This is a genomic window from Microvirga sp. jy35 (assembly GCF_056148915.1).
The window spans coordinates 106400-129549 of the sequence record NZ_JBWBEW010000002.1; the positions used below are offsets into that span (position 1 = coordinate 106400).

21 protein-coding genes and 1 riboswitch are annotated in these 23150 nt (G+C 64.3%); of the genes, 9 read left to right on the plus strand and 12 right to left on the minus strand.

Annotation, left to right across the window (positions count from 1 at the left end):
• Positions 1 to 83 precede the first annotated feature (83 nt).
• Together AC0QTX_RS02240 and AC0QTX_RS02245 are read right to left on the minus strand one after the other, a co-directional pair.
• The gene (locus tag AC0QTX_RS02240; RefSeq protein WP_474602191.1) at positions 84 to 1103 is read right to left on the minus strand and encodes a serine hydrolase domain-containing protein; all 1020 of its coding nucleotides are present in this window, start codon (positions 1101 to 1103) and stop codon (positions 84 to 86) included.
• A 7-nt stretch (positions 1104 to 1110) separates the two neighbouring features.
• On the minus strand, positions 1111 to 2208 hold the full coding sequence (locus AC0QTX_RS02245; protein WP_474602192.1) for an anhydro-N-acetylmuramic acid kinase: 1098 nt from the start codon (positions 2206 to 2208) through the stop codon (positions 1111 to 1113).
• 141 nt (positions 2209 to 2349) lie between these two features.
• Here AC0QTX_RS02245 and AC0QTX_RS02250 point away from each other — a divergent pair, with 141 nt between their 5' ends.
• The 4 genes from AC0QTX_RS02250 to AC0QTX_RS02265 all read left to right on the plus strand — a co-directional run bounded on the left by AC0QTX_RS02250 (position 2350) and on the right by AC0QTX_RS02265 (position 6125).
• Positions 2350 to 3849, plus strand: coding sequence for an ABC transporter substrate-binding protein (locus AC0QTX_RS02250; protein ID WP_474602193.1), 1500 nt, complete (start codon positions 2350 to 2352; stop codon positions 3847 to 3849).
• A 65-nt stretch (positions 3850 to 3914) separates the two neighbouring features.
• Complete coding sequence (locus AC0QTX_RS02255) at positions 3915 to 4862, plus strand: ABC transporter permease (RefSeq protein WP_474602194.1); 948 nt, start codon at positions 3915 to 3917, stop codon at positions 4860 to 4862.
• A 4-nt stretch (positions 4863 to 4866) separates the two neighbouring features.
• Positions 4867 to 5691, plus strand: coding sequence for an ABC transporter permease (locus AC0QTX_RS02260; protein WP_474602195.1), 825 nt, complete (start codon positions 4867 to 4869; stop codon positions 5689 to 5691).
• On the plus strand, positions 5688 to 6125 hold the full coding sequence (locus tag AC0QTX_RS02265; RefSeq protein WP_474602196.1) for an N-acetyltransferase family protein: 438 nt from the start codon (positions 5688 to 5690) through the stop codon (positions 6123 to 6125). The genes AC0QTX_RS02260 and AC0QTX_RS02265 overlap by 4 nt, the downstream gene beginning before the upstream one ends.
• A 4-nt stretch (positions 6126 to 6129) precedes the next feature.
• Here the strand turns inward: AC0QTX_RS02265 and AC0QTX_RS02270 are convergent, their stop codons facing one another.
• Genes AC0QTX_RS02270 through AC0QTX_RS02290 form a run of 5 tightly spaced genes read right to left on the minus strand, consistent with a single transcriptional unit; the run spans position 6130 to position 11052 of the window.
• Positions 6130 to 7197, minus strand: coding sequence for a Gfo/Idh/MocA family oxidoreductase (locus AC0QTX_RS02270; RefSeq protein ID WP_474602197.1), 1068 nt, complete (start codon positions 7195 to 7197; stop codon positions 6130 to 6132).
• A gap of 13 nt (positions 7198 to 7210) precedes the next feature.
• The gene (gene nagA / locus AC0QTX_RS02275) at positions 7211 to 8344 is read right to left on the minus strand and encodes an N-acetylglucosamine-6-phosphate deacetylase (RefSeq protein WP_474602198.1); all 1134 of its coding nucleotides are present in this window, start codon (positions 8342 to 8344) and stop codon (positions 7211 to 7213) included.
• Entirely contained in the window at positions 8344 to 9402 is a 1059-nt protein-coding gene (locus tag AC0QTX_RS02280; RefSeq protein WP_474602199.1) for an SIS domain-containing protein, read from the minus strand. Before AC0QTX_RS02280 ends, nagA begins: the two co-directional genes overlap by 1 nt.
• Positions 9389 to 10174 (minus strand): GntR family transcriptional regulator, encoded by a 786-nt coding sequence (locus tag AC0QTX_RS02285; protein WP_474602200.1) that lies wholly within the window; start codon positions 10172 to 10174, stop codon positions 9389 to 9391. The genes AC0QTX_RS02280 and AC0QTX_RS02285 overlap by 14 nt, the downstream gene beginning before the upstream one ends.
• Positions 10171 to 11052: a glucosamine kinase nucleotide-binding domain-containing protein gene (locus tag AC0QTX_RS02290; protein ID WP_474602201.1), complete on the minus strand. Its 882-nt coding sequence runs from the start codon at positions 11050 to 11052 to the stop codon at positions 10171 to 10173. Before AC0QTX_RS02290 ends, AC0QTX_RS02285 begins: the two co-directional genes overlap by 4 nt.
• Before the next feature lie 356 nt (positions 11053 to 11408).
• Here AC0QTX_RS02290 and AC0QTX_RS02295 point away from each other — a divergent pair, with 356 nt between their 5' ends.
• From AC0QTX_RS02295 to AC0QTX_RS02310, 4 genes are all read left to right on the plus strand, one after another.
• Positions 11409 to 12698 carry an ABC transporter substrate-binding protein gene (locus AC0QTX_RS02295; RefSeq protein WP_474602202.1) on the plus strand — a complete coding sequence of 430 codons (1290 nt, stop codon included), beginning with the start codon at positions 11409 to 11411 and terminating at the stop codon, positions 12696 to 12698.
• 71 nt (positions 12699 to 12769) lie between these two features.
• On the plus strand, positions 12770 to 13732 hold the full coding sequence (locus AC0QTX_RS02300; protein WP_474602203.1) for a carbohydrate ABC transporter permease: 963 nt from the start codon (positions 12770 to 12772) through the stop codon (positions 13730 to 13732).
• Positions 13733 to 13744: 12 nt separating this feature from the next.
• Entirely contained in the window at positions 13745 to 14572 is an 828-nt protein-coding gene (locus tag AC0QTX_RS02305) for a carbohydrate ABC transporter permease (RefSeq protein WP_474602204.1), read from the plus strand.
• A gap of 24 nt (positions 14573 to 14596) precedes the next feature.
• Positions 14597 to 15688: an ABC transporter ATP-binding protein gene (locus AC0QTX_RS02310; protein ID WP_474602205.1), complete on the plus strand. Its 1092-nt coding sequence runs from the start codon at positions 14597 to 14599 to the stop codon at positions 15686 to 15688.
• Between the two features lie 10 nt (positions 15689 to 15698).
• On the opposite strand, the gene AC0QTX_RS02315 is transcribed toward AC0QTX_RS02310, so the two are convergent.
• The 5 genes from AC0QTX_RS02315 to AC0QTX_RS02335 form a co-directional block, all read right to left on the minus strand.
• Positions 15699 to 16400 (minus strand): thiamine ABC transporter ATP-binding protein, encoded by a 702-nt coding sequence (locus tag AC0QTX_RS02315; RefSeq protein WP_474602206.1) that lies wholly within the window; start codon positions 16398 to 16400, stop codon positions 15699 to 15701.
• Entirely contained in the window at positions 16387 to 17964 is a 1578-nt protein-coding gene (locus AC0QTX_RS02320) for an ABC transporter permease subunit (RefSeq protein WP_474602207.1), read from the minus strand. The genes AC0QTX_RS02315 and AC0QTX_RS02320 overlap by 14 nt, the downstream gene beginning before the upstream one ends.
• Positions 17965 to 17970: 6 nt before the next feature.
• Complete coding sequence (thiB, locus tag AC0QTX_RS02325) at positions 17971 to 18975, minus strand: thiamine ABC transporter substrate binding subunit (protein ID WP_474602208.1); 1005 nt, start codon at positions 18973 to 18975, stop codon at positions 17971 to 17973.
• Between the two features lie 70 nt (positions 18976 to 19045).
• A riboswitch (TPP riboswitch) is annotated at positions 19046 to 19152 on the minus strand.
• Positions 19153 to 19199: 47 nt separating this feature from the next.
• Positions 19200 to 21545, minus strand: coding sequence for a Tex family protein (locus AC0QTX_RS02330; RefSeq protein ID WP_474602209.1), 2346 nt, complete (start codon positions 21543 to 21545; stop codon positions 19200 to 19202).
• A gap of 53 nt (positions 21546 to 21598) precedes the next feature.
• The gene (locus AC0QTX_RS02335; protein ID WP_474602210.1) at positions 21599 to 21730 is read right to left on the minus strand and encodes a hypothetical protein; all 132 of its coding nucleotides are present in this window, start codon (positions 21728 to 21730) and stop codon (positions 21599 to 21601) included.
• Between AC0QTX_RS02335 and AC0QTX_RS02340 the strand changes: the two genes are divergently transcribed.
• Positions 21729 to 23039 carry an Hsp70 family protein gene (locus tag AC0QTX_RS02340; protein WP_474602211.1) on the plus strand — a complete coding sequence of 437 codons (1311 nt, stop codon included), beginning with the start codon at positions 21729 to 21731 and terminating at the stop codon, positions 23037 to 23039. The genes AC0QTX_RS02335 and AC0QTX_RS02340 overlap by 2 nt on opposite strands.
• The last annotated feature ends 111 nt before the right edge of the window (positions 23040 to 23150 follow it).

Here is a 23150-nt window from a genome sequence, read left to right on the forward strand (position 1 = left end):
TAGGACCAGTTGCGAGCCTCAACAATCGCCCGCCGGTGACTGAGCGGGGTCGGGCATCAACTTTCCTGTTGGCATCCTTTAAGTCACGCGAGCCGATCGAACAACGCGATCACCTGCTCGCCTGTTGCACGGCGTAAGGCAAGGATCCCGCTGTCCTTGTGCCGGCTCGGATGAACCCGGTTGGTCAGGAGAGACCAGGCGAGCCCGCGCTCGAAATCGATCCATAACCCTGTGCCGGTGAAGCCCGTATGGCCGATGGTGTCCAAAGAACAGGCATCGCCGCCGTGCCAGCCCGGATAGAAGCCCTCCCACCCCACCGTCCGCTTCTCCGATTCCCGTGTGCGGATGGCCTTGATGGATTCGGGAGACAGCCCTGTGCCGTCGAGGAGCGAACGGGCGAAGTCGAGCACGCCGTCGATGGTGCCGAACAGTCCCGCATGGCCCGAGGCGCCGCCCAGCGCGAAGGCGTTCTCGTCATGCACCTCGCCCCGGATCACGCGCCCGCGCCAAGAGTCCTTCTCGGTTGCAGCGCAGAGTTTGGGATCGGGCCTGAACGAGAAGCGTTCAGGAAGCGGCTGATCGATCAGCGACTGCCCGGTGATGCGCTCGACGGCGATGCCGAGCAGCATGTAATTGATGTCGGAATAGACAGGCGGCCCCGGCTGCCAGACGCGCTGCAGGATGAAGGCGCGCAGCGTGTCCGGGTCCTGCCCGTAGGTATAGAGCGGTTCAACGGCCGGCAGATGCGTCTGATGTGCGAGGCATTGGCGGAAGGTGAGCCGCCGCTCCACCGCGTTCATGTCGTATTGGCGCAGGTCCGGAATGACCTTCACCAACGGATCGTCGAGCGCGATCCGGCCCTGCTCGACCAGTTGCAGAACGCGCGTGGTCGTGAAGATCACCTTGGTGAGGGAGGCGAGGTCGAACCATGTTTCACGGGAAACAATTTCATGTTCCGGCTCGATCTGCGCCGCGCCGGCCCATTGCACCGCGCGTTCGCCATTGGTGGTAACGAGCCCAAGAACCGCGCCGGGAATGCTGCCGTTCTGGACCGAGGCGGCGGCAGGCGCGAAGGCTTCGTCGATCAGATCGGTGAGGGGCATTGCCGTCTCACGCTGCCCGGTGCAGTTCACCGCCTGGCATGGGGTGCGGCACGCCGGTCGTGGTCGGCAGGCTCAAGGGCAGATTGAGAGTTGATCTCACGGCGAGATAGCCGAAAGCCTGCGCCTCGAGGAAGTCTCCGTCCCAGCCGACAGTCTCAACCAGATCAACCGCAACGCCCAATTCTGCGTGCAGGCGCCTCATGAAATGGGCGTTGCGCCTTCCGCCGCCCGTGACGAGCCATCGCTGCGGAGCACGCGGAACGTGGCGCAGCGCAGCGAGGACGGATTGGACGGTGAACTCGGCCAGCGTGGCGGCTCCATCCGCATCGGAGAGCGCTTCCACGCCTCTGGCGCGGGCATGAAAATCCTGGCGGTCGAGAGACTTCGGCGCAGGCCGGTCGAAGAACGGGTTCTGCATGAACGCGGAGACGAGTGTCTCGTCGATCCTGCCGGAGGCTGCGAGCTGTCCGTTCTCGTCGAAGCTCAGGCCGCGGCGGCGCAGCACGAAATCATCAAGCAGCGCGCTCGCAGGGCCGGTGTCGAAGGCGATCACCACATCGCCGTCGATATAAGTGACGTTCCCGACGCCGCCGAGATTGAGGATCATGATCGGCTGGGCAAGGTTGCTGGCCAGGGCACGATGATAGAGGGGAACGAATGGAGCGCCTTCGCCCCCTGAGGCGACATCCGCATGGCGGAAGCGGTCGACGGTGTCGATGCCGAGCGCCTCTGCGACCCTCGGGCCCAGCCCGAGCTGGCGCGTGAAGCGGATCTCCGGCCGGTGGTAGACGGTCTGGCCATGAAAGCCGATGAGCTTCACCTCCGCGGCGGTGATTCCGGTCTCTTCCATGAAGCGCCTGATGGCTGCGATGTGCGCGTCCGTCACGGCCTGCTCGAGATCCTCCAGCGGCTCGGTCTGCGCCCGCGCCGGCTCGGCGATCAAGGCCTGGAGGGTTTGTCTCAGATCGTCCGGATAGGAGAAGGTGCAGCCTGGTCCTGGCTTCACGACCGTGTCGCCGTCCGTCTCGACCATGGAGACGTCGATGCCGTCCATCGATGTGCCGCTGATCACCCCGATGGCTTTGACGATGGAACGCTCCGACATCTGTTTCTCCGGCCCTGCCTGTTTGGTCGCGACCATAGCACAGACCAGGAGCCGGTCCAGAGTGGTATGATATTGGACCATGACAGGTCCGCGGCGATGTCCTATAAAATGCTTTGCGGCTTCCAAGGGAGGAATAGACGTATGGTCAGGTCAGCACTGCGCGGCGCGATCGGCGCAGGTTTCATGGTGGCGGCAATGGCCTCCGCCTCGGCTCAGGTTCTGGAAATCGGCGCGGATGCAGGCCCGACGGGCCTCGACCCGCATCTCATCACCGCGTTCCCGAGCTTCATGGTGGTGAACGGCAACATCTATGAAGGCCTCACGGCCATCGACAAGGATCTGAAGACCGTCCCGGGCCTCGCCGAATCCTGGACCGCTGCGCCGGACGGCAAGGGCTATACCTTCAAGCTGCGCGCGAACGTGAAATTCCACGATGGCTCCGACATGAACGCGGAGGACGTGGTGGCCTCCATCAAGCGCGTGCAGAGCAAGGACATCGCCTCTCCCCTGGCGAGCCGCCTGGCCGCGGTGGAAAGCGCCAATGCGCTCGATCCCCAGACCGTCGAGCTGAAGCTCAAGGAGCCGTCCGCCGCTCTCCTCAGCTCGCTCGCGACCATCGCCATCGTGCCGAGCGCCATGGAGGCGAACAAGGACGCCCTGCAGAAGGCGCCGGTCGGCACGGGTCCGTTCAAGTTCCAGGAATGGCAGCCCAACGGCTTCATCCTGCTCACCAAGAACGATGCCTATTGGGAGAAGGGCCTGCCGAAGCTCACCGGGCTCAAGTTCAACATCGTGCCTGAATCGGCCACCCGTCAGGTGGGTCTGAGCAACGGTCAATATGCGCTCCTGCCCAACATCGATGCGGCGACGGCCCTGCAGCTCAAGGGCAAGCCCAACGTGAAGCTCGCCGAGACCATGGATCTCGCCTATACGCTCATCGGCATGAACGTGTCGAAGCCGCCCTTTGACAACGCGAAGGTGCGCGAGGCGGTGAACTACGCCATCAACCGCCAGGAGATCGTGGATGCGGCCCTCTTCGGCGCCGGCGTTCCGGGCGGTCCGCTTTCGCCGGCCTTGAAATCCTGGGCGCTCAATGTCAGCCAGTTCGCCTGCTACAAGCCCGATCCGGCCAAGGCCCAGGCGCTCCTGAAGGAGGCGGGCGTCACGACACCCGTGGCCGTCACCCTGAAGGTCCTGCCGCGCCAGGACGTGAAGGACATCGCCCAGGTGGTGCAGGAGCAGCTGAACAAGGCGGGCTTCAAGGTCGAGCTGGTCAACCAGGAGCAGGGCCAGTTCATCCAGGATTGGCGCAACAGCAACTTCGACATGTTCGCCTCGATCAATGCCGGCCAGCCGGATCCGGACGAGTATTTCTTCCGCACCTTCCGCGCCGGCGGATCGACCAACGTGTTCAAGTATTCGGACGCGGAGATCGACGGGCTGCTCGATCAGGCCCGCAGCCAGCAGGATCAGACGGCGCGCAAGGCGGCCTATGACAAGGTGCAGCAGAAGCTCGCCTGCTCCGGCCCCGTGGCGCACCTGACCTACGGCACCCTGTTCTCGGCCATGAACAGCAAGCTGCAGGGCTATGACGTGATGCCGAACCGCTCGCTCATGCTGCTGCGCAACGCATCCTACTGAGCGGTTTCTCTCGCCCTGCGCCGCATTCGCGGCGCAGGGATCCATTCATCGAAGAGCCTGCCCGCATGAATCGCGTTCTGCTCGCCCGCCTCATCGATCTGTTCATCGTCCTCTTCGGTGTGTCGATCATCGTATTCCTGATGATCCGCCTGATTCCGGGCGATGCGGTGGCGATCATGCTGGGAGCCAATACCGAGATCACCCCCGAGCGCATGGCGGAGCTCAACCGCCGCGTCGGTCTCGACCGACCCATCGTCGAGCAGTACCTGCTCTGGGCGGGCGCTGCGCTCCGCGGTGATTTCGGCACCTCTCTCTGGACGGGACGGCCCGTGGCCGGCGAAATTCTCCTGCACCTGTGGCCGACGCTGGAGCTCACATTCCTGGCACTTCTCGTCGGTGCCGTGCTGGCGGTGCCGGTCGGCTGCCTGATGGCGCAGACCCGCGGCGGCGCGGCCGACGTGGCGATGCGCGTGACGGCCATCGCCGGGCTGACGATTCCCTCTTTCTGGCTCGGGATCGTGCTGATCCTGCTTCTCGCCAGCTGGGCGCCGGGCTTCGCGTCGCTCGGATATGTGCCGTTCTCCGAGGATCCCGCCGGAAACCTTCAAAGGATGACGCTGCCGGCCATCGCGCTGGCGCTGCCGATCCTCGCCAACCTCTCGCGCCTCGTGCGCTCGGCCATGCTCGATGCGCTGGGTCAGGACTATATCCGCACCGCCCGGGCCAAGGGCTTGGCCGAGCGCAAGGTCGTCTACAAGCATGCCCTGCGCAACGCGCTGATTCCGTTCCTCACCAGCGTCGGCATCATGACGGGCTATTTGCTCGGTGGCGCCATCGTGGTCGAGCAGGTCTTCGCCATTCCGGGCCTCGGCCGTCTCATCCTCGGGGCGATTGCCGAGCGCAACTACCCGCTGATCCAGGCCACCATCCTGGTAGTCACGGCCGGCTTCGTCCTCGTGAACTTTCTCGTCGACCTTCTCTACATCGTCGTCGATCCCCGCGTGAGGGCCTGAAGCCGTGCAGCGTCTGGCCAAGAACAAGCTTCTCGCCTTCGCGGTCGTCCTGGTGGCGATCCAGATCATCCTTGCTCTCGGCGCCCCCTTGTTCGCGCCTTACGATCCTATGGCGCAGAGCGTGGCGCGCCGCCTGCGGGCGCCAACCGAGCTGAACTGGTTCGGCACCGATCAGCTGGGCCGCGATGTGCTCACCCGCATTCTCTACGGCTATCGCACCTCGCTCATGGCCTGCCTGCTCGCGGTCGGTTTCGCGCTCTTCGCCGGAGGCGCCCTCGGACTTGTGGCCGCCTACTACCGCGGCTGGCTCGACCGCGTCATCATGCGCATCATGGACGTGCTCTTCGCCTTTCCGGTGATGCTGCTCGCCATCGGCATCATCGCGGTGCTGGGGCCGCATACCTACAGCGCAGCCGCCGCCATCGCGGTGGTCTACACGCCGATCTTCGCCCGGCTCCTGCGCGGCCCGGCTCTGGTTTTATGCGAGAGCGAATACGTGGCCGGCGCCCGCGCCATCGGCGCGTCGGATGCCCGCATCATCTTCCTGCACATTCTGCCGAACCTTGCGTCCGTCATCCTGGTTCAGACGAGCCTGCTGCTCTCCGCCGCGATCCTCGTGGAAGCCTCGCTCTCGTTCCTCGGACTCGGCACCCAGCCGCCGACGCCGTCGCTCGGCCTGATGCTGTCGGAGGGGCGCAACTTCCTCATGCTGTCTCCCTGGAGCGCGATCTTCGCGGGCTTTGCCATCCTGTTCCTGTCCTTCGGCTTCAATCTGTTAGGGGATGCCCTGCGCGATACCCTCGACCCGCGCCTGAGAGGACAGCCGTGATCGTGCGGCCTGCCGTAGCGGGTGACGTTCCGGCTCTGGCGGCTATCGCTGAACGGTCCTATCAGATGGCCTTTGCCGGGATACTGGAAGCGGATGTGCTTGCGGGCCGCGATGAGGCTTTCTTTGCCGAGCGTTTCGCGTCCTCATGGGAGCACATGCTGGTCGCCTTCCTGGACGACGAGCCCATTGGTTTTCTGCTCATGAGCGATGGCCATATCGACATGCTGTTCATGGATCCCAGGGCCAGCGGCAGGGGAGGCGGCGCACTTCTTTTGAGGGAGGCCGAGCGGAGAGGTGCGAAGAGCCTCGAGTGCTTCCGAGACAACCATGCAGCCCGCCGTTTCTATGAGTGCCATGGCTGGCAGATAGAGCGGGAATACGACCGGGAGTTCGCCGGCAGGAGCCGCAGCTTCGTCTTTTACGTGAAAATCTGACGTCTCAGAGCGTCACCACCCGACCCGTGCGCACCGCCTCGTCGGCGGCGAGCACGATGCGCAGGGAGCGGACGGCATCGTTCATGTGGTCCGTCAGGTCGAGATTCTCTTGGATCGCGCGCAGGAGGTAGCGCTGCTCCCGCTCGCAGAGGGTATCGTGATCCGGCTCGTCAGTGGTACTGATCCGCTCGTCGGCCTTCGCGAAAGTGCCATCATCCTTCAGAGCAGCATGATGGAGCAGGATCTGGTTGGTCTTCGTATGCGCGTTGATGTCGTCGGAGCGGATGTCCCCGGCTGTCTCGGCCATGACGATGCTGACGCTGCCTTTCGGGCCGATCACGTCCTTCACGAAATAGGCGGTTTCGCTCATCATCGGACCCCAGCCGGCCTCGTACCAGCCGACCGAGCCGTCGTCGAAGGTCACATAGAGATGACCGTAATTATACATGCCGGCCGGCATGTCCTCCGTCAGGCGCGTGCCGACACCGTGAACCTGCACGGGCTTCGCCTTCGTGATCTGGCACATGACGTCCACATAATGCACGCCGCAATCGACGATGGGCGACAGGGACTGCAGCAGCCGCTTATGCGCTTCCCAGGCTGCGCCGCTCGATTGCTGGTTGAGGTTCATGCGGAAAACGTGCGGGGTGCCCAGCGTCCTGGCGATCTCGATGAACTTGATCCAGGACGGGTGGTGGCGAAGGATGTAGCCGATGACGAGCTTGCGGCCGGTGCGCTGCGCCGTATCCACGACGCGCTGCGCATCCTCGACTGTATCGGCAAGAGGCTTTTCCACGAACACGTGAGCACCCGCTTCCATGGCCCGGATCGCATAAGGCGCATGAGTGTCCGACCAGGTGTTGATCGACACCACGTCTGGCTTCGTTGCCGCAAGCGCCTCCTCGAAGTCGGTGAAGCGCGGCGCGCCCAGCAGGGTCTCCGGAAGCGTCATGACCTCGATGTTGCGCGTGCAGAGCCCTGCAATTTCGTAGCCTTCGATCCGTGTATAGGCGAGGGCATGGGACAGACCCATATTGCCGAGGCCGACGACCAGAACCCGCTGCGCGCTCATCGAAGCTTTTCCTTTATTCGCTTTGACCGTCGATCCAAGTCTGCCGCACCTGCAGGCCCTCGTCGAGAAGGACAAGGTTGGCGCGGTAACCCGGCGCGATGCGGCCGAACTCATGATCCAGCCGCAGGAAGCTCGCCGGCACGAGGGACGCCATCCGCAGCACGTCCGGCAAGGAGAGGCCGAGGCGCTCGACGCTGTTGCGCACGGCGCTCGCCATGTCGAGGTCGGAGCCTGCGAGGGTTCCGTCCTCCGTGGTGAGGCGGCCGTCCTTGCGGTAGATCGTGCGGCCATGGAGCTCGAAGCTCGTCAGGTCCGTGCCGGTCACCGACATGGCATCGGTCACGAGCATCATGCGCTCCGTGCCCTTGGCGGCAATCGCCACGCGCAAGGCAGCATCGCTCACGTGGTGCCCGTCAACGATGAGGCCGCACCACGTATCCTTGCTGTCGAGTGCCGCGCCCACCGGGCCCGAATCGCGACCGGTCAGAGGCGGCATTGCATTGTAGAGATGAGTGAAGCCGCGCAGACCATGGCGCACAGCCTCCATGACGGTGGCGTAGTCGCTCGCGGTATGCCCGGCGCAGATCAGAACGCCGGCCGAGGCAAGGCGTGAGATGGCTTCCATGCTGTTGCGCTCGGGCGCCAGCGTCACAAGGGTGCGGCCCCCCTTCAGGGAGGTCAGGATGGCGATATCCTCCTCCTCCATCGGGCGCATGAAGGCAGGATTGTGCACGCCCTTGCGTTCGGGGCTGATGAAGGGACCTTCGACATGGATGCCGAGAACGCCTGGAATGCGCGCCGCCAGAGCGTCCCGCATAGCCTCGACGGCTTGCGCCATTGTCTCACGCGTGTCGGTGATGAAGGTCGGCAGAAGGCCCGTGGTGCCATAGGCCCGGTGTGCCTGGGCGATGGTCCTGATGCCCTCGACGCTGCGCATGTCGTTGTAGAGAACGCCGCCGCCGCCATTGACCTGAACGTCGATGAAGCCGGGAGCCAGCAGGCCGCTGACCGTGTGTCGTTCGATCCCGGTCCCGAGTTCGCCCTCATGCGGCACGCCGGTTATGCGGCCGTTCTCGATCACGACGGCGCGGCCATCGAGCATGTGCGACCCGTCGAAAATGCGGGCGCCGGTCAGAGCAACGGCCATCAGACGGTCTCCGTCACCTTGCGCAGCCGTGGCGGTTTGTCGGGATTGCGCCCGCGCGCCAGCGCAACGGCGTTCACGAGAGGGTAGAAGCTCTGAATGAGAGCGATCGGGGCGAGATAGGGATGCACATCCTCCACGGGCGGCAGCATGACAGAGGCGGGGCCTTCCGCCGCGCCCGCCACCACGACGGGAACACCCTGTTCGTTCAGCTTCGTCACGAGATCGTTGACGCCGCTGAGGGTCTCGTCCCGCTGGCTGAGGACCAGGATCGGGAAGTGGTCGCCGGCCAATGTCCAGGGACCGTGCATCAATTCGGCGGCGCTCATCGCTTCCGCATGAACGCCCGATGTTTCCTTGAGCTTGAGCGCCGCTTCCTGCGCGACTGCGAAACCGACGCCGCGCCCGACGACGAAGAGGTTGTCGGCGTCCGACAGGAGCGGCAGCGCGGGCGACCAGTCGACGGCGGACGCTTTGGCGAGAACGTCCGGCAGCGTGTCGAGCGCGTTCAGCAGGTCCTGATCCTGCGACCAGTGGGCGGCGAGCTGCAGGCCTGCGGCCAGGGCCGCGATGAAGGACTTGGTTGCCGCGACACTCTTCTCAGGTCCCGCGTGGAGCGGCAGCACCACCTCGCAGGTGGACGCCAGCGGCGACGAGGTGTCGTTCACCAGCGCGACCGTCAGCGCGCCGTCATCCCGCCCGGCCTGGGCGAGATTGAGAATGTCGGGGCTGCGGCCCGATTGCGATACGGCGAGGAACAGCGCATTGCGCATGCGGGGACGCGCCTCGTAGACGGACGTCACCGAGGGGCCGACGGAGGCCGTCACCAGACCTGAATGGATCTCGAGCAGGTACTTGACGAAGGTCGCGGCATTGTCCGAGCTGCCCCGCGCGCAAGTGACGGCAAAGGGCGGCGGAGCGGCGCGCAGACGCTCGCCCAGGTCCCGGCAAAGAGGCGCATTGCTCTCGATCAGGGATGCTACCACCTGCGGTGCCTGCTGCGCTTCGCGCAGCATGGCCGTGACGGTGGAAACAGCGCTGTTCGTTTCAAGTGTCATCATTGTGCATCCGTTCCGGCTGGCTGATGGTCAGCTCGGCCACGAAATCATAGGCATCGCCCCGGTAGTAGGACGAGGTGAACTCGACCACTTCACCGGTGACCGTGAAGGAGCGACGCTCGATGTAGAGCGCCGGGCTCTGGGGCGGAACGCCGAGGAGCGAGGCCTGTTCCTCGTTCAGAAGAACCGCATGGAGCCGCTGCAGGGCGCGGGTCGGCATGAAGCCCTTCTCGTGCAGCACGGCATAGAGGGATTGCTGCACCAGGGACGGATCCGGCAGAACGCGCGATGGAATGACGGCGTTCTCGATCGCCATGGGAATGCCGTTCGCCAGGCGCAGGCGATTGACGCGGCTCACCAGGTCGCCGGGCGAGAGGCCGAGCGCCATCAGCTCGTCCGTAGAGGCTGGCCCGGTCGACTGGCTCAGCATCACGGCCGAGGATTTCAGGCCGCGGGCCGACATGTCGTCGGTGAAGCTCGACAGGCGGGACAGGGGCTGCTCCAGCCGCATCTGCTGCGCGATGAAGGTGCCCGAGCCCCAGCGCTGGACGAGCACGCCCTTCTGCACGAGGCCCGTGATGGCCTTGCGCACGGTGACGCGCGAAATGCCGAGCTGCTTGGCGAGATCCCGCTCTCCGGGCAGGGCAGCGTCCGCCTTGAGCGCACCCTTGCGCACCGCCTCCTCGATGGATTGCTGAAGCTGAAGATACAGCGGGGTGGGATTGGCCTCGTTCAGGGGAAGAAGCGACAGGGCTTCACCCGATTGCTCGCTCATGAGGATCTCCCGGTCACGGCCACGCGAGCGAGCAGGATGGCGCCGTCGACAGCGTCTGCCATGGGAGCCGTGATGGTGCGCTGTATGGGGGGCGGGAGCCAGGGGCGCATGGGTTCGGCGAGGCCGCCGAAGAGGCAGATGGCTGGAGCGCCGAGGTCGAGGAGGCGCGTGGCGATCTGGCCCAACCCAGCGGCGGCGTGCGCAACAAGGTCGATTGCAAGTGGGTCCCGCCGTCCGGCATATTCAAGCACAAGCGGCGCATAGCGCCCGTAATCGCTCGGTCGGGCCTTGCCGACCCAGTCGACCAAGATCTCGAGATCGTTCTTGAACTCGGCCAGCACGGCATCGGAGAGAGAGGTCGAAGCCGCGCGACCGTCATGAGCCCAGATGCAGCGGCGCAGGAGTTCCCGCCCGATGGCAGCCCCGCTGCCCTCGTCGGAAACCTCATAGCCCCAGCCCCCGACATAGTGGCATTGGCCGCTCACGCCTCCATAGCCGCAGGAGCCGGTGCCGACGATGAGAATCGCCCCGGCGCCTCCCTTGAAGGCGCCGAGCCAGGCCGTGTGGGCATCCGTCTCGATCTCGAAGGATGCGAAGGGATGGGAGCGCGCCAGCAGGCGCTCGACCGCGCTGGTCTGGCCCGCGCCTGCAGCCCCCATGCCGGCATGAACCCGGCCGAGATCGCTCTCCTGAAGCCCTGCCTGAGACAGCGCTTCGCGGCACGCCGTGAGAATCGAGTTCCAGACCAGTTCGGGATCAAGGCGGATGTTGGATGGGCCGCCCGTTCCTTCCCCCAGCAGATCCCCTTGCCCGTTGCGCAGGCGCGCCCGGCACTTGGTGCCGCCGCCATCGATGCCAAGGAACAGGAGATCGGTCATGCGCGGATGAATCTCAAGGATGCGAGCAATTGGACGGCACAATGCCACTTAATATCCAGTTCGGGAAGGGTGTCGGCGGCATAACCCGGATCCCTGCGGACCGGTCCTGTGGATGCAGGTTCGTGAGAGGGTGGATGGAAGCTGGCAAATTCCGGAGGATCCCGCCGATGGGGAGTTGTCTTTGAATTTTGTCGATACCAATATGAGGTCACTTGTCCAAGGCATCTTCCGGTGAAACAGTCATGGCTGTCCGCTGGAAGGCACAACAACGCACATAATGGGCACGGGGCAACTATAAGGGAACATGCTCGGAGGTGTGGTTCGCAGCCGCCCCTGAGTTACGGAGGACGAAAACGATGAAGACGCTCCATTCCAAGGCTATCCGGCGCCGCGCGAGACAGCTGCTGGCGACCGCATCGGTCGTCGCGGCCGCTCTGGCTTTCGCCAATGCCGCCTCGGCCCAGACTCTCACCATCGAGAGCTGGCGCAACGACGATGCGGATGTGTGGAACACCAAGATCATTCCGGCCTTCAACAAGAAGCACCCGAACATCAAGGTGCAGTTCAAGGCCGATCCGCCGACCGAGTATAACGCTGCGCTCAACGCGCGCCTTGCCGGCGGTACGGCCGGAGACCTCATCACCTGCCGTCCGTTCGACGCGTCTCTCGACCTGTTCAAGAAGGGCAGTCTCGTCTCCGTCAACGACGTGAAGGGGCTGGAGAACTTCTCCGACGTGGCCAAGAGCGCCTGGTCCACGGATGACGGCAAGACCACCTTTTGCATGCCGATGGCCTCGGTGATCCACGGATTCGTCTACAACAAGGAGATCTTCGACGAGCTGAAGCTCGCGCCGCCCAAGACCGTGGCCGAGTTCCGTGCGGTGCTCGACAAGATCAAGGCCGACGGCAAGTACACCCCCATCGCCATGGGCACGGCCGACCAGTGGGAAGCCGCCACCATGGGATTCCAGAATATCGGCGTGAACTACTGGAAGGGCGAGGAGGGCCGCAAGGCGCTCATCGAGGGCAAGCAGAAATTTACCGACAAGCCCTATGTGGATGCGTTCAAGGAGCTGGCGAGCTGGGCTCCCTACATGGGCGACGGCTACAAGGCTCAGAAGTATCCGGACACCCAGAACCTGTTCACCCTGGGTCGCGCGGCCATCTATCCGGCCGGCTCCTGGGACGTTCCGATCTTCCGCAAGCAGGCCGATTTCGAGTTCGATGCCTTCGCTCCGCCCGTGGTGAATGCCGGCGACAAGTGCTACATCAGCGACCACACCGACATCGCCATCGGCATCAACGCCAAGTCGCAGAACATGGAAGCCGCCAAGACCTTCCTGTCCTGGGTGGCCTCGCCTGAATTCGCCGAGATCTACGCCAACGAGCTGCCGGGCTTCTTCCCGCTCTCCAAGGCGAAGGTGGATGTGAAGGATCCGGTGGCGGCCAAGTTCGTCGGCTGGCGCGGCACCTGCGAGAGCTCGATCCGCAATTCCTACCAGATCCTGTCGCGCGGCACGCCGAACCTCGAGAACGAGCTCTGGAACGTGAGCGCCCAGGTGATGAACGGCACCATGAAGCCCGAAGAGGCGGCCAAGAAGGCCGAGGACGGCCTTGCCAGCTGGTATGAGCCGCACAAGAAGTAAACCCTGACAGCGTCAGGCGGGCCGCCCCCGGGGGCGGCCCGCCTCCTTTTCCTCATTTGGTCCGGAGCGGCATGACGGATCTCACGGCCTCCAGCGTGCAGGCGGCGGACGCGGTTCCGGCCCGTTCGCGTTTCCCGATCCACATCGCGGTCTTCCTCGCGCCGGCGCTGGTGATCTACAGCCTGTTCTCGATCTATCCGCTGTTCGACACCATCCGCTTGAGCCTCTATGCCGGCGACGAGTCAGGCGTGCGCAGCTTCGTCGGGCTGCAGAACTTCCACACCCTTATGACGGATCCCAACTGGTCGGGGCAGTTCTGGAACGCGTTGCGCAACAACCTGATCTTCTTCGCCATTCACATGGTGGTTCAGAATGGGATCGGCCTGGGATTAGCCATGCTGCTCAGCCTGCCGCGGCTGACGGGCGGCAGCGTTTACCGCACCCTCATCTTCCTGCCGACCATGCTGTCCGTGGTCATCATCGGATTCATCTGGCAGCTGATGCTCAATCCGCTCTGGGGCATCGCGCCGAGCCTTTTGAAGGCGGTTGGGCTCGGCGGCCTCTTCGGCCCCTGGCTCGGACAGGAATCGACGGCGCTGCTGACGGTCTCCCTCATCTCCGTGTGGCAGTTCGTCGGCATTCCGATGATGCTGATCTATGCGGCCCTTCTGAACATCCCCGACGATTTGCTGGATGCCGCCACCGTCGACGGGGCAGGTCCCTTCAGCGTGTTCTGGTTCGTGCGCCTGCCCCTGATCCTGCCGACGCTGGGTGTGGTATCGATCCTGACTTTCGTTGCCAACTTCAATGCGTTCGACCTGATCTATGCGATCAAGGGTGCGCTGGCCGGCCCGAACTTCTCGACGGACATTCTCGGGACCTTCTTCTATCGCACCTTCTTCGGGTTCCAGCTCCAGGTCGGCAGCCCGACCATGGGAGCCGCGGTGGCGACCGCGATGCTGATCATCATCCTGATCGGCATTCTGATCTATCTGTTCGGCGTGCAGCGGCGGCTGCAGCGGCACACGTTCTGAGGAGTCCGGGACATGACAATCAGGCCCGGCCGCATCGCCGTTCATATCGCGCTGATCCTGTATACGATCCTGGCGCTTGGCCCGATCTTTCTGATCCTGATCAACGCGTTCAAGACACGCCGGGCGATCTTTGCCGACCCGCTCGGCCTTCCGAACGGCCAGACCTTCACCACCATCGGCTTTGATCGTGTTTTCGCGAATTCCGATTTCGGCCTCTACTTCTTCAACAGCCTCACCGTGACGGTCGTGTCCCTGGTGCTGATCGTGCTCATCGGGGCCATGGCCGCTTGGGCACTGACGGAATACCGCTTCCGCGGCAACACGCTCATTGGGCTTTACCTTGCCATCGGCATCATGGTGCCGATCCGCCTAGGGAGCGTCAGCATCCTGCGCATGATGGTGGAGCTTAATCTCGTCAACACTCTGACGGCTCTCATCCTCGTCTATGTGGCGCAAGGGCTGCCGCTCGCAATTTTGATCCTCGGCGAGTTCATCCAGCAGATCCCGAAGGACCTGCGCGATGCGGCGCGCTGCGACGGGGTCAGCGAGTACCGGATCTTCTTCAGCATCATCCTGCCCTTGATCAGCCCAGCCATCGCAACGGTCGCTGTGTTCACCATGGTGCCGGTCTGGAACGACCTCTGGTTTCCGCTGATCCTGGCGCCCGGCGACGGCAAGCAGACGATCACGCTTGGCGTGCAGCAGTTCATCGGTCAGTACGTGACGGACTGGAATGCGGTGTTGGCCTCCCTGACGCTGGCGATCGCGCCGGTTCTCGTCCTTTATCTTCTCTTCTCCCGCTATCTCGTGCGCGGACTCACCGCCGGTGCGGTGAAATGAGCATCATTCCAGGAATCGACCGCGATGGCTGAGGTTTCCCTTCACGGTGTTGCAAAGTCCTTCGGGGCCACCGAGATCCTGCGCGACATCAACCTGTCCGTGGATGATGGCGAGTTCGTCGTCTTTGTCGGCCCGTCGGGTTGCGGCAAATCCACGTTGCTGCGCATCATTGCGGGCCTTGAGACCGTGAGCGGCGGCGAGATCAGGATTGACAAAAAGCGGGTGAACGAACTGCCCCCGGCGGATCGCAAGATCGCCATGGTGTTCCAATCCTATGCGCTCTACCCGCATATGAACGTCTACAAGAACATGGCGTTTGGCCTGAAATTCGCCAAGACCGACAAAGCCGAGGCGGACCGCCGGGTGCGGCAGGCCGCCGAGATCCTGAAGCTGACGCCGCTTCTCGACCGCAAGCCGCGGGAGCTGTCGGGCGGCCAGAGGCAGCGCGTCGCCATCGGCCGGGCCATCGTGCGCAACCCCAGCGTCTTCCTCTTCGACGAGCCGCTGTCCAACCTCGATGCGGCGCTGCGCGTCAACACCCGACTCGAGATCGCCAAGCTCCATCGGGATCTGGGCGCCACCATGATCTATGTCACCCATGATCAGGTCGAGGCCATGACGCTCGCCTCCAAGATCGTGGTGCTGAACCAGGGCCGGATCGAGCAGGTCGGGGCGCCCCTGGAGCTCTACCGCTCTCCCCGCAACCTGTTCGTTGCCGGCTTCATCGGCTCGCCGCGCATGAACTTCATCAAGGGACAGGTTCTCCGCGTGAGCGAAGAACTCGCCACCATCGGCTTTGCCGGCACCGAGGCTGTCTTGGATGCGAGACCCGGCAGCGTGAAGCCCGGCGACCATGTGACTGTGGGCATCAGGCCCGAGCACATGGAAGTGGGTGGAGCGGATTCTACCCCTCTCAGGGGCACCATCGACGCCGTGGAGCAACTGGGCGAGTCGAGCTATGTCTATATGCGTCTCGCCAGCGGGGACGATGTGATCGTCCGTGCTCCGGGCGAGGTCGAGGCGACCCCGGGCGGCACCTATACGGCCCATGTGCCGACCCGCGCGCTTCATGTCTTCGATGCAGCGGGCCTGTCGGTTCTGCCTGAGCGCTCTTGAAGCGGAGCCTCTACGAGTTCGAGACGGCTGCCGCGATCCTCGGTGCCAGCGCACTGTTGAGAATCTCGGCAGGACGGCCTGACGCGACGACCTTGCCATCGGCGACAAAAGCCATCTGATCCGCCACGTCGGCAGCATCCTCAGGGGTATGAATCGTCATGAGGATGGTCACGGGGCGTTTCCGTCGCATCTCGTCGACGAGGAGAATCATGTCGCGCCGCAAGGTAGGGTCGAGGCTGCTGAAGGGCTCGTCGAGCAGGATCAGCGGGCGGCCCGAAACCAGGGCACGCGCGAGGGCCACGCGCTGGCGCTGACCGCCCGACATCTCACCGGGCCGGCGGTTTTCGAAGCCTTCAAGACCGACGGCTTCGAGTGTTTCTTCGATGAGCACCTTTTCACCGTCGGTCAGACTTAAGGAAGGCCGTATGCCGAGACCTACGTTCTGCGTCACGTTCAGGTGCGGAAACAGGTTATGATCCTGGAAGACGATGGCGACGGGCCGTTTGGCCGGGGCGAGCGGCAGCAGATTGTGGCCACCGAAGGTCAGTGTGCCGCTCTCAGGCGTCTCAAAACCCGCGATCATGTGGAGCAGGGTAGTCTTGCCGCCGCCGGATGGGCCGATGACGGCGCAGAGGTGTCCCGCCTTCACCGACAGCGAGTAATCGGCCACGAAATCGGGCCAGGTCAGGCGGCAGTTCTCAATCACCAGCATGGGACAAGCGACCTGAAATGTGAGCAAGCAGGAAGGCGACGAGAACGATGACGAGGCCGATGGCGGAAGCCTCATCGAGCCGGTATGCGCCGAGGCGCTCATAGAGAAGATAAGGAAGCGTCACCAACTCGCTGCCCCCGAACAACGCGATGATGCCGAAATCCCCGAAGGACAGGGCCATCGCCAGGGCAAAGCCTGCGGCGAGCGGGCGCCTGAGTACGGGCCAATCCATGATCGTCAGCTTCGCCCAGCCGGTGACGCCGAGCGAGGCAGCAACCCGGCCGTAGCGCTCCTCGGCGGTCAGCAGATGAGGCGCGACGAAGCGATAGGCGAAAGGCACGGCAGCCAACCCGTTGATCAGCGGCAGCAGGATCAGACCGGCGGAGGATGGATCTCCGAAGCGCTGGATCAGCAGGAAGAGGCCGGCCGTGAGTGCAAAGGGAGGAACGGCAAGGAGCGTGTCAGGCAGGAAGTCATAGAAGGCCGCGATGCGCGGCGAGCGCAGGACGAGGCGCCTGCGCCGTCCTGCTGTGGCGAGCGCGAGCGCCAGAATGCACGCGATCAAGGCCGCAGCGGCGGCGATAGCCATGCTCGTGACGAAGGCTTGGAGAAGATCCGCTTCCAGGATGTCGGGAATGCTGCGAACGCCTGTGAGGACGCTGAGGGCGAGCGGCGCGATGAACAAGGCTGCGATCGCGAGCACAAGGGCATCCAGGATCTTCAGGTGGCGATCCTCCGCATCGGGCCGGCGAATGAGGTTGCGGATCGTGTGGCCGACGGGCGGCCGGGTGAAGGCCCAGTGGAGAAGCGCCGTCATCGAGAGGCAGATCACGAGCTGGATCAACGCCAGCCAGGCGACCCGGCCGAAATCGAGATCGATCTTGAGCGCCTCGTAGATGGCCACCTCGAGGGTGGACCGGCTCGGGCCGCCGCCGAGCGCCAGCACGATGGCGAAGCTCTTGAAGCACATGAGGAAGATCAGGCCCGCGATACCGGGTAGCTCAGTGCGCAGCACGGGCCAGTCGAGGTGGCGGAAAATCTGCGCCGGCGTGAACCCGAAGGCGGTGGCGAGCCGCCAATGCTCGGCGGGGATCTGGTTCAATCCGTCCAGGGTGATCCGCGCCACGAAGGGAGCGTTCAGGAACACGTGGGCGATGAGAATGCCAGGATAACCGAAGATGCTGAAGTCGCCTTGCCATCCGAGGAAGGCGAGCAGCTCGGACAGCCATCCGCTGCGTCCATACACGGCAAAGACAGCGAAGACCGCAACAATGGTAGGCATCACCATCGTGGTGCTCAGGGCGGCCAGAACGATGCTCCGGCCGGGAAAGGAGCGCCGGACGAGGGCGAGCGCCAGGCCGATGCCGAGGGCAAGCGACAGAACGGTCGAAACCGTCGCCTGAACGATCGAGAAGGCGAGAACGCGGCCGAGGTAAGGGCCGATGGAGAAAAGCGTCGGCGTTCCTCCATCGACAGTGGCAAGGGCGATGAAGCCGCCGGCAACCAGACTCAGGATGGCGAAGGCCACCAGGGTCCCGGGATGAGGCAGCCTCAAGGTCAGCATGAGCGATCACCGCGCCGTGGCGTTGAGCCAGGCATCGGTGAAGGCGCGGCGGTTCTGCTGCACTTCCTCGGGCGTGAAGAGAAGCGCCTGTCTCGGCTGGATCATGTCCTTGAAGATCGCAGGCGTGCCCGACGGCGGGTTCTTCGCCGGATACATCCAGTTGGTCTCAGGGATCGCCGTCTGAAACGGCTCGCTGAGGATGAAGGCCATGAACTTCTTGGCGAGCTCCGGCTGCTTCGTCGTGCGGGTCATGCCGGCGAGCTCGACGTGAAGGTAGTGTCCTTCCGTGAAGGCGGCGGCCTTGTAGTTGTCCTTCTTCTCCGCGACGATGTGGTAGGCGGGAGACGTGGTGTAGGACATCACCATGTCGGCCTCGCCCTTCATGAAGAGGCCATAGGCTTCCGACCAGCCCTTGGTGAAGGTGACGATCCGCGGCTTCAGCTTGCCCCAGGCCTCGCCGGCCTTCTCGCCATAGACCTTCTGCATCCAGAGCAGAAGACCGAGGCCCGGTGCGCTGGTGCGGGGATCCTGCAGGACAACCTTCGGGCCGTCGGGATTGTCGACGAGCTCCTTCAGGCTCTTCGGCGGATTGGGCAGCTTATTGGCGTCATACACGAAGGCGTAGTAGCCCCAGTCGAACGGGATGAAAGTGTCGTCCTTCCATTCGATGGGAAGCGACAGGTCCTTCACCTCGGCGCCGTGTTGGGCGAAGAGGTTGAGGGACTTCGCCTCCGCCACGAGGTTCATGTCGAGACCGACCACCGCATCGGCCTTGGTGTTCTCCCCTTCAAGCCGCAGGCGTCCGAGCAGGCTGCCCGCATCCTCGGCGGAGACCCAGTTCAGCTCGCAGCCACAGGTCGCCTCGAAGCGTTCCTTGACGGTCTTGCCGGGGCCGTATTTTCCGGCGAACGAGCTGTAGGTGTAGACGGTGAGCGTCGGCTTGGTCTGCGCCTGAGCAAGGCCGGTGGCGAGCCCGAGCGACACGAGGGTGAGAAGAAGGCGGCGTAACATCTTAAGGGCGCTCCCATGCAAGAGGCAGGCCGGGCTGACGGCGCAGATTGCACGGGGCATGGCTTTTGTGGCGATGTCGCATGCTCATTCCCTCCGCCGGCATGACCCGGATCAGGTTCGACGGGTCGGCGGCCTGGCCGCCTCTCAGCCTCGTGTGAGGCTCCCCGTGAGACGCTTTGCTTCTAGACCAGATCAGAGGCGGCCACAAGCCACCCCTATTTCATTCATTTCCGGCTGCCCTTGTCCTTGCCGCCGGCTGTTGCCGCCCGGCGCAGGGCATCAGCAAGTGCGCCTCCGGACGCAGAGGCTTGCACCGCAGGCTTACGCTCCGCTTGAGCCCGGTGCTTCTGGAAGGCTCCCCGATTGTCGTCCTGCCGCCCTATGCCGCGCTTCTCGGCTGGGTCGCTCATGCGCATGGTCAGCGAGATGCGCTTGCGGGGAATGTCCACCTCGAGCACCTTCACTTTTACGATATCGCCCGGCTTCACCACGGTGCGGGGATCCTTCACGAAGGTGTCGGCCAGTGCCGAGATGTGAACGAGTCCGTCCTGATGCACGCCGACATCCACGAAGGCGCCGAAGGCCGCCACGTTGGTGACGACGCCTTCCAGCATCATGCCGGGCTTCAAGTCGCCGATCTTCTCCACGCCTTCCATGAAGGTGGCAGTCCTGAACTCAGGGCGTGGATCCCGGCCGGGCTTCTCCAGTTCGCTCAGGATGTCCTTGACGGTGGGTACGCCGAACTTCTCGTCCGTGAAGTTCTGCGGGTTGAGCTTTTTCAGGACGGCGCCGTTGCCGATCACCACCTTGATGTCGCTCTCCGTGGCTTCGAGGATCCGACGCACGACCGGATAGGCTTCCGGGTGGACGCCGGAGGCATCGAGCGGATCGTCGCCGTTCGGGATGCGCAGAAATCCTGCGGCCTGCTCGAAGGTCTTCGGCCCGAGACCTGAGACCTTGGTCAGCGCCTTGCGCGTCTTGAACGGGCCGTTGGCATCGCGGTGGGTGACGATGTTCTGCGCGACCCAATCGCCAAGGCCCGACACGCGGGCGAGCAGCGGAGCGGAGGCCGTGTTGAGATCGACGCCGACGGCGTTCACGCAATCCTCCACCACCGCGTCGAGAGAGCGGGAGAGCTTGTACTCGGCGAGATCGTGCTGGTACTGTCCGACGCCGATGGATTTGGGGTCGATCTTCACGAGTTCGGCGAGCGGATCCTGCAGGCGTCGGGCGATGGAGACGGCGCCGCGCAGGGACACGTCGAGGTCCGGCAGCTCCTGACTGGCAAAGGCGGAGGCGGAATAGACGGAAGCGCCTGCTTCCGACACCATGATCTTGGTGAGCTTCAGGTCCGGATGCTTCGTCACCAGCTCGGCCGCGAGCTTGTCGGTCTCCCGCGAGGCCGTGCCGTTGCCGATGGCGATGAGCTCGACCCTGTGGATGCGGCAGAGCCGCGCCAGGGTGGCCAGCGCCTCATCCCATTGTCGCTTGGGCTCGTGCGGATAGATGGTATCTGTTGCCACCACCTTGCCGGTGGCATCCACCACGGCCACCTTCACGCCCGTGCGATAGCCGGGATCGAGCCCGAGGGTCGCACGCGCGCCGGCGGGAGCCGCCAGCAGCAGGTCGCGCAGGTTGCCGGCGAACACCCTCACGGCCTCGTCCTCGGCGAGCTGCCAGAGCTTCATCTTCATGTCGAGCTCGATGGCGAAGCGCAGCTTCGTCCGCCAGGCCCAACGCACCGTGTCGAGCAGCCACTTGTCGCCGGGACGGCTCTGATCCGTGATGTTGAAGGCGAGCGCGACCCGGCCCTCGTAGCGGCTCACATAGCCTGGCTCGGCAGCGTCCTTGTCCTCCTCCATGCGCAGATCGAGAACCTCCTCCTTCTCACCGCGGAAGAGGGCGAGGATGCGGTGGGAGGGCAGCTTCGTCAGCGGCTCGGCGAAATCGAAATAGTCGGAGAATTTCGCGCCGTCGTTCTGCTTGCCGTCGCGCACCTTGGAGGTGAGGCTCCCGCGCTCCCAATAGATGTCACGCAGAGCGCCAAGTAGCTCGGCGTGCTCCGCGAAGCGCTCGACCAGGATGGAACGTGCGCCTTCGAGAGCCGCTTCCGGCGTCGCCACATCCTTCTCCGGGTTCACGAAAGCGGCTGCAGCCTCCTTCGGCTCGCGGGTCGGCTCGCTCAGGAGCAGGTCGGCCAGCGGCTCCAAACCGGCTTCCCTGGCGATCTGCGCCTTGGTGCGGCGCTTGGGCTTGTAGGGCAGATAGAGGTCTTCAAGGCGCGCCTTGGTGTCGGCGGTGTTGATCTGGAGCGCCAGCTCGTCGGACAGCTTGCCCTGCTCGCGGATGCTGTCGAGGATCGTCTTGCGGCGGCTCTCCAGCTCGCGCAGGTAGCTCAGTCGCTCCTCCAGGGTGCGCAGCTGGGCGTCGTCCAGGGTGCCGGTGACTTCCTTGCGGTAGCGCGCGATGAAGGGCACGGTCGAACCGCCGTCGAGGAGGTCGACCGCCGCCTTGACCTGCCACTCCTGAACATTCAGTTCGTTCGCAATGCGCTGACCGATGGATAGCATGGAAGTCTCCGAAAGGTTGAGGCGCGGCTTCTACGGTGCGGGGCGGCTCCGGGTCAACGGCCCGTCCACAGCGCCAGGGTCGCAGTGCCGGAACGGAAGGCACGTTTCCCGGCGATTTCACTTGGCTCCCGAAGCCCTGGCGTATAGACCGTCCGGCCCTTCTCGCCCGTTTCCGAGGTCCTCATGCCCCCGTCTCAAGATTTTTCCATCGGCATCGACTTCGGCACCAGCAACACGGTCGTGGCTATCGCGGGTCCGGATGGGCAAGTGGAGGCGCTGACCTTCGAGCATGGGGGCGAGAGCCTCAAGGTCTATGTGACGGCGCTCTGCTTCTGGGACGAGCGCCACGGCAATGGCCTGCGCACCGAGGTCGAGGGTGGCCCCTGGGCCATCGACCAGTTCCTGGAGGGGCTCCATGCCCACCGGTTCATCCAGTCCTTCAAGACCTTCGCGGCGAGCGCCACCTTCAAGGAAACCCGCATCTTCCGGGAGCGCTACGGCTTCGAGGACCTGCTGAGCGCCTTCCTGCGCACCCTCGTGCGCCACGGCGGCTCCCGCCTGGATTGGGGTGCCCGGAACGTGATCATCGGCAGGCCGGTCCAGTTCGCAGGCTACAATCCGGATGACGATCTCGCCATGCAGCGCTACCGGGCCGCGTTCGGCAGGCTCGGGGCGGAGCATGCCCGCTATGTCTATGAGCCAGTGGGGGCCGCCTTCTTCTATGCGCGGCAGCTCGACCACGACGCGACCGTGCTCGTGGCCGATTTCGGCGGCGGCACCAGCGACTTTTCCGTGATGCGCTTTTCGAAAGCTGACGGAGTGCTGCGGGCCGAGCCCCTGGGCCATGCGGGCATCGGGATCGCCGGTGACGCTTTCGATTACCGGATCGTCGACCGGGTCGTCTCGCCGCGCCTTGGGAAGGGCGGACATTACCGTTCGATGGGCAAGGTCCTGTCGATCCCGAACCACTACTATGCGAATTTCGCCCGCTGGAACCAGCTCGCCATGATGAAAGGCAGCGGGGATCTCAAGGAATTACGGGAACTCGCCCGTGCCGCACTTGAGCCCGAACCGCTCGAGAAATTCATCGACATCATCGAATACGATCTGGGCTTTGCCCTCTACCGCGCCGTCTCCTCGGCCAAGGTGGCGCTCTCCAACCGGGACGAGACGGAGTTCCGCTTCCAGGGTGAGGGAGTGGATATCCAGGCGCGGATCACCCGTGCCGATTTCGAGTGCTGGATCGCGGATGATGTCCAGAAGATCGCCGGCACCGTGGACGAGGCGCTCGCCAAATCCGGCGTGAGGCCGGAGCAGATCGAGCGCGTCTTCCTCACGGGCGGTACGTCCTTCGTGCCCGCCATCCGCCGGCTGTTCGTGGATCGCTTCGGCGAGAAGTGCCTGACCTCCGCCGACCAGTTCGAGTCGATTGCCTACGGCCTCGCCCTCATCGGCCAGACGGAGGAGCCGGGCCGCTGGGCCGTCGCAAACTAGATCCCGGGATCTGGCGAGTCTGGCTCCGGCCGCGGATGAAGGTCGCCTTAGGGTAGTGCGCCCGGCGGAAAGCAGGTGTATGAGGGTCCCCTGATCCTTTGCCCAAGCTCT

Bases quoted from the DNA above. Each gene is read 5' to 3' on its own strand.
- AC0QTX_RS02305 (WP_474602204.1), top strand. From the start codon at position 13,745: ATGACAATCAGGCCCGGCCGCATCGCCGTTCATATCGCGCTGATCCTG.
- thiB (WP_474602208.1), bottom strand. From the start codon at position 18,975: ATGTTACGCCGCCTTCTTCTCACCCTCGTGTCGCTCGGGCTCGCCACC.
- AC0QTX_RS02240 (WP_474602191.1), bottom strand. From the start codon at position 1,103: ATGCCCCTCACCGATCTGATCGACGAAGCCTTCGCGCCTGCCGCCGCC.
- AC0QTX_RS02290 (WP_474602201.1), bottom strand. From the start codon at position 11,052: ATGACCGATCTCCTGTTCCTTGGCATCGATGGCGGCGGCACCAAGTGC.
- AC0QTX_RS02285 (WP_474602200.1), bottom strand. From the start codon at position 10,174: ATGAGCGAGCAATCGGGTGAAGCCCTGTCGCTTCTTCCCCTGAACGAG.
- AC0QTX_RS02270 (WP_474602197.1), bottom strand. From the start codon at position 7,197: ATGAGCGCGCAGCGGGTTCTGGTCGTCGGCCTCGGCAATATGGGTCTG.
- AC0QTX_RS02245 (WP_474602192.1), bottom strand. From the start codon at position 2,208: ATGTCGGAGCGTTCCATCGTCAAAGCCATCGGGGTGATCAGCGGCACA.
- AC0QTX_RS02310 (WP_474602205.1), top strand. From the start codon at position 14,597: ATGGCTGAGGTTTCCCTTCACGGTGTTGCAAAGTCCTTCGGGGCCACC.
- AC0QTX_RS02295 (WP_474602202.1), top strand. From the start codon at position 11,409: ATGAAGACGCTCCATTCCAAGGCTATCCGGCGCCGCGCGAGACAGCTG.
- nagA (WP_474602198.1), bottom strand. From the start codon at position 8,344: ATGGCCGTTGCTCTGACCGGCGCCCGCATTTTCGACGGGTCGCACATG.
- AC0QTX_RS02330 (WP_474602209.1), bottom strand. From the start codon at position 21,545: ATGCTATCCATCGGTCAGCGCATTGCGAACGAACTGAATGTTCAGGAG.
- AC0QTX_RS02250 (WP_474602193.1), top strand. From the start codon at position 2,350: ATGGTCAGGTCAGCACTGCGCGGCGCGATCGGCGCAGGTTTCATGGTG.
- AC0QTX_RS02300 (WP_474602203.1), top strand. From the start codon at position 12,770: ATGACGGATCTCACGGCCTCCAGCGTGCAGGCGGCGGACGCGGTTCCG.
- AC0QTX_RS02320 (WP_474602207.1), bottom strand. From the start codon at position 17,964: ATGCTGACCTTGAGGCTGCCTCATCCCGGGACCCTGGTGGCCTTCGCC.
- AC0QTX_RS02280 (WP_474602199.1), bottom strand. From the start codon at position 9,402: ATGATGACACTTGAAACGAACAGCGCTGTTTCCACCGTCACGGCCATG.
- AC0QTX_RS02340 (WP_474602211.1), top strand. From the start codon at position 21,729: ATGCCCCCGTCTCAAGATTTTTCCATCGGCATCGACTTCGGCACCAGC.
- AC0QTX_RS02255 (WP_474602194.1), top strand. From the start codon at position 3,915: ATGAATCGCGTTCTGCTCGCCCGCCTCATCGATCTGTTCATCGTCCTC.
- AC0QTX_RS02315 (WP_474602206.1), bottom strand. From the start codon at position 16,400: ATGCTGGTGATTGAGAACTGCCGCCTGACCTGGCCCGATTTCGTGGCC.
- AC0QTX_RS02335 (WP_474602210.1), bottom strand. From the start codon at position 21,730: ATGAGGACCTCGGAAACGGGCGAGAAGGGCCGGACGGTCTATACGCCA.